The 5,686-nt window shown below is 55.2% G+C and carries 3 protein-coding genes; all 3 read right to left on the reverse strand.

Annotated elements, in window-relative coordinates; all coding sequences use genetic code 11:
* Positions 1-9: 9 nt before the first annotated feature.
* On the reverse strand, positions 10-543 hold the full coding sequence (locus B3P58_RS04125; protein WP_286716207.1) for a cytochrome b: 534 nt from the start codon (positions 541-543) through the stop codon (positions 10-12).
* Between the two features lie 103 nt (positions 544-646).
* On the reverse strand, positions 647-877 hold the full coding sequence (locus B3P58_RS04130; protein ID WP_145469345.1) for a DUF2175 domain-containing protein: 231 nt from the start codon (positions 875-877) through the stop codon (positions 647-649).
* A 221-nt stretch (positions 878-1,098) separates the two neighbouring features.
* Positions 1,099-5,686 (reverse strand): ricin-type beta-trefoil lectin domain protein (locus B3P58_RS04135; RefSeq protein ID WP_286716210.1); only part of this gene is annotated, 4,588 nt, incomplete at its 5' end.

A 5,686-nucleotide genomic window follows, 5' to 3' on the forward strand; every position in this document is an offset into this window, starting at 1 on the left:
CTGGTTTGGTTATTTTTTCAGACTCATGCGTTTCAGCGTGTCGTCTTTCAGCTTGATGTGGTGATACAGCGCCGCTCCGATATGAGCTACCAGTAAGATCAGCAGAGCCCAGGCTGTCAGGCCGTGTACACCTTCAGAGAATTCATGCATATCGTGACTCTTACCTATCAGAGTGGGTAACTCCAGACCAAACAGCGCAACCGGATATCCGGCACTCTGACTCATCAGAATGCCACTGACAGGCATCAGCAGCATGCACAGATAAAGCAGTCCCTGTACGGCTTTGGCTTTAATCACATCCGCCCTTGGTATACCAGCCAACGGGGCAACCGGATTATTAAGACGTACCGGAATACGGATAATCAGCAGAATAAGCACCACTACGCCAAAGGATTTATGCAGGCCAACGAGCTGCAGTTTTTCCGGCCCGCGGGGTAATTCCTCCAGCAATATACCAATCGTCAGGAGAGCAAAAATCAGCAGGGCGGACCCCCAGTGCAGCAGTTTGGTGGGCAGATTAAAATGAGCCGATGGTTGTGCCATGACAGTATCCCTATCTTTAGTAATGGCATCAGTATACGCCGAATAAAACATTGCCCAAGAGGCATGGACGTCGTTGCTTTTTATCCGGCAAATTGCTGGGCGGCTACCAGAGTTCGATTTCGGTATGAATCGACTGACGGGAGTTAACTTCAATCTGCACCAGATCCTGCAGCTCATTCAATTCCGTTGCATTCAGCTGACGCAGATTCAGAGATTTAAACACACGTTGTTCAATCAGATGACGCTCATAACAGGACTGGTGTGCAATACCGATTCCGGAAACCGTGATGGGTTTTCCGGCTAATGCCGACTGATGGCAAAACTCGCACTTCATAAACCATGCATTCCACAAAAAATAAAAAAGAATTTTATACCCCTATATAAAAAAAGGATTAATAACAATGTTATCAATCCTCTTAGAATTTGTAACTTTTATGTAATAGAAACGTACAGCGTGCTGTTCCTCAATTTTTATTCAACACAGCCTTGCTTAAACCCGCAGTCAGCCCGGTAATTTACCAGACTGACTGCAAATTTTACTCAGCGCAGTATTGCTTATTCACTGACCCATTGCTGCTGCGGTAAATGATCACGCGACCAGATACGCACAGAGGCACCGCTGACATTTTCGGCTGATTCAACAGCAAAGGCCGTATTACGGCGGGTCGTCAGCTGTGCTCCGTCACGGATAAACTGCTGATTCCAGTCACCGTTACAGGCCCAGAGAACCAGCGCACCGTTGTCCTGCGTCTGCCCTTTATAATCCAGACACAGATTCGGATTAGCCAGCAGATGGAAACGACCGGCGCTGTCTTCACGCCATTGCTGTTTCTCATCCACACGGCACTCACTGAGTACCAGACCACTGTCCTGCTGCACCGCAACAGCCGTCAGACACAAACCACTGCCATGGCGTAAATGCCGGAAATCAGACGGGTTCTTCTGCCAGAACTGGTTGTTGTTGCCGTTTTCACTCCACATATTTACTTCACGCAACTGACCCTGATGAGCATCAACCACTTTGCCCGGATCGGCTTTAAGGCGGATCAGGTAACCGTCGGTCTGCCATTGCTGGTCGGCGTTGTTATTACACTTCCACAGCGAGAACCAGCCACCGTCAGCAGCCTGACCTTTGGCACAATAATGTTCGGCCCGTTTCGGATGGAAGCGACCGAGCAGATCCTGATACCACCACTGATCGTTCCAGTCACCGCACTGGTAACGGCCAATATTGGCATCGTCACCCACACCTTCGGCCACCCAGCATTCATCCCAGTCACGCATCTGCATGCGGAAGTACTGTTTCTCAGCACCATCGAGTGAGCCGACATAAGCCAGCAGCTGCGCCTGCTCGGCACTGCTTAAACTGCGGTTAGCACCGTGTCCGGATGCCAGCACAGCCTCCAGGGTCGGCAGCTGACCATTATGGAAGTACGGCGCGGTACGCCAGACGCCGTGCAGCGTTGGGGTATCAAAGCCGACTCCCGCCAGCGGTTGATTCTGGCCCAGACCGGAGTCCGGCAGAATGGTACCGACATCGTGACGCTGTCCGTCACGCTTGGTATCGCCGCTGTGACAACCGGCACAACCAACCTCACCGAACAGGGCTTCACCACTCTGTGCTGCCGCCGTCAGTTTGCCGTTTTCGCTGCGGTAAGGGCTGCGCTCATAGTGCTCAAGCGAGGCGACATAAGCGGCCAGCGCATCGAGATCTGTGCTTTTACCAGCCTTGGCGGCGCCCAGTGGGGCCTGGCTTGCGTTAAAGTCAGCATCCGCGAGGAAACCAGTACCGCCAAAGGCGTAGCGGATATCATTTTCGAAATCCTGAATTTCATCGAAATTCGCCGTCCAGTGCACCCGGCCATGGCCCAGCCCCATACGTCCTTTCAGACTGGTGGTATTACGCAGACCTTCACCACGGTCAGTGAAGTCCCACACCACGCCGTCATCCAGACCTTCGATATGGCAGCTGGCACAGGCCATGTAGCCATCACGGCTCATACGCAGATCACGGGCGTTATAGAAAATCTGCTTGCCGCGCAGCACCGAATCTTCCAGTTTTTCGTTGGCCACCACCGTGATATCGGCGACCTTTGCCGGCGCAAAGCTGACCGATGCCAGCACATCCTTCAGATCAAACACACTGACCGAGCGGCTGGTGAAGTTATAAATAAAGGCGCGCTGACGCTCAGCATCGATATACACGCCCTGAGGCGCCAGGCCACTCTGATTCAGCGCACCACGCACCGCACCGCTGTAGGCATCGACAATTTCAACGGTGTTCGAGCCCTGCAGCGCCACCAGCACGTAATCCCCCTGCGGTGAGAACGCCAGCGCATGAGCGGAATCGCGGTCGTTAAAGTCGATCTGTTCGGCAAACAGCTCGCTGCCGCTGCTCAGGTCAATCTGGTTTACCACCGTGCGTACGGTACTGTCATGGCTCAGCGGACGGCCATCGCGTACCGGTCCGCGCTCGATATTCACCTTGGTTGACGGCACCCAGGCCCGGCGGCCGTCCGGCGAAATCACCACCTGATGCAGGTAGTTCGGCACACCACGGCCACGGTCTTCGGCGTCGGTGGTGCTGGTGTCGTTGGCCAGCAGAATGCTGTTTTCTGCCGTCATACTGCCCAGGTTCACCACACTGATTTCAGCACCACCGGTGCCGTTATTACTGATCGCTGTGCGCATACGGGTCACGTAGGCCCGTTCACTGTAAGCATCCACCGCCAGACCACGGGCATCCGGATTCACCGCAACGCGGTTCAGTTCGGCACCGCTATAAGGGTCAAAGCTGAGTAACTGACCACGGTTCTGCAGTGTTACCAGACCCAGACTCTGATCCGGAGTAAAGACAATGCCGTAAGGGCCGTCACCATAAGGTAAGGCAACACGCTTGCGGACTTGCCCGGCGCTGTCCAGTGCCAGCAGCAGATCGTCAGCCTGTACCGCTACCCAGATCCAGCCGTTCGGACCGATGGCCAGGGTTTTCGGATCGCGCCCCACAGCCACTTCCCAGACTTTATTGAGGGAGCTGGCATTAATGGCGGTCACAGTGCCGTTATCCGGATTGACGTTATACACCTGCTGGCCATCGCCAGTGACCGGGGTTGAATTCGCCGGTGCCTGAGGTGTCAGCGGATAAGTCACCGTATGCTCAAAGCTTTGGGTTTGTTCGCCCTCCGGCGTCTGAATAGTCACAATCACCCGGTAGTGACCCGGCGTGCTGTACTGGTGACTGACCGGGTTGGCACTGCTGAACGGCGTCACCGTACCATCGCCAAAATTCCAGCTGATTAACGCATTTTCACTGCCACGAATATCCACCCGGAAACTGCCGGCGGTGTTCACCTGCTGCTGCATCTCGCGGGTATCGGCATTGATACTGAGCACCGGCGTTGCCGCCAGCGTCTGGATTTCGTTATCGGATAACACGCGGTTGTACACCCGTACATCGTCAATAACGCCCTGCAGCGCCTGCCCCTGCTGCAGAATTCGGCCCAGAGTCTGGTAGCTGTTATACCAGGCGCCGCCAAGAATACCGGCGCGGGCACTGCCACTGGCAACACGCTCACCGTTCAGCCAGATACTCAGCGCACCGTCGGCGGAATTACGGCTGAGCACAACATGCCGCCATTCACCGTTATTAACAGCCTGCGGAGTACTGATGCCCGCATCGTTACCGGCGCTCAGGCGCAAGCGGCCGTTGCTGTCGAGCCAGCCCCAGAATACGTCTTCGGTACCGTTCTCATTATCACGGCCAAATAATCCCGGCGCCTGCCAGGCGTTATTGCTGCCGCTTTGCGTGGTTTTTAAATAAAACGACACCGTGGCCGAACCACCCAGAATGCCTGATACATCGTCATCGAGACTGAGCTGCCCCGCCGCATTCAACGCCAAACCACCTTCCGTAAACTGGCCGTTGCTGAGTTCACCGTGGTTGCCACCGGCCTCATCGCGGCCATTACCATCCAGCGGCCAGTGATAAGCCAGACTCGCATTGGTCGCGCTGCCGGTGGTAAAGCGGCTGCTGTACAGATTGCTCAGGGCATTACCGGCATAATCTTTCACGCCACTGACCCGCAGTTCATATTCGGTGTTGGGCGCCAGAGGCTGTGCCGGCGTGAAATTCACCAGCCCCAGCCAGGCACTGTACGTACCGGCCAGCGGTGCCGAACCGGGTTCTGCCACAGGGCGCAACTGAATGGTCGCGGCACTGATGCTTTCAAAATCGACCGTATCGGCAAAGGCGATACCAATACGGCTGGTCAGTGCCTGATTCAGCGCTCCCGCACGTGGCGACACCTGTTTCACCCACGGCGCGGTGGTGTCCGGATGAATATCGTGCACCATAAAGGCATTACCGGTGCCGTGATCGTTACCGATAAACACCAGGTTGCCAAAGGGCGCGACCTGACCATGATCGGCATTGGCGACCGGTAAGGAGCCATGGCCAATATCGGTGTAATTAAACGGGTTACTGATATCCACTTTATGCACCGCGTGTTCTATCCCCTGAAACACGTGGTTGTCCTGAACACCGCAATACAGCTGCTCATCAATCTGCAGGCTGTTGCTTTCCAGTACAAATTTACCCGGATTGCTCAGGTCATAACTGACCATATAAGCGCCGGCACCACGCACCGAGGCATGCACTTTGTTGCCATCGAAACAGGTGGCGTAATAGCCCTGCGGTAAGTCCGGTGTACGGTCGAGTAAGCGCGGATTCAGAGGATCGGAAATATCCAGGCTGGCAAAGCCATCACGCTGATCCATGCTGGTGACCACCATCTGGTTTCCCAGCGTAAAGATCGGCCCTACGCGCGAACCACCCAGCTCAGCCGGAGGTACCGGGTTCGGCCGGCCGTTGCCGCGGTTAGCAATAACAGGGTTGGCCGGATCGCTGGCATCAACAATAAATACCCCCTGATCCGAGGCGGCAACATAGAGGTAAGGCGCCTGCCACCATTGCTGCCAGGCAACGGCGGTGTAATCGCCGGCATTGACACCCGGCAATGCCAGTTTGCTGACCTGCTGTGGATCATCAAGATCGGTGAAATCCCATATTTCGATGCCTTTAATGGTCTGCACGCTGACATAACGGCGGTCATTAATTCTGGTCAGACCAAAGGCATGGGCTTCG

Origin of the sequence: Thalassolituus sp. UBA2009 (genome assembly GCF_002335285.1) — a bacterium.
Taxonomy (GTDB): domain Bacteria; phylum Pseudomonadota; class Gammaproteobacteria; order Pseudomonadales; family Oceanobacteraceae; genus Venatoribacter; species Venatoribacter alkanivorans.

Bases quoted from the DNA above. Each gene is read 5' to 3' on its own strand.
- B3P58_RS04125 (WP_286716207.1), bottom strand. From the start codon at position 543: ATGGCACAACCATCGGCTCATTTTAATCTGCCCACCAAACTGCTGCAC.
- B3P58_RS04130 (WP_145469345.1), bottom strand. From the start codon at position 877: ATGAAGTGCGAGTTTTGCCATCAGTCGGCATTAGCCGGAAAACCCATC.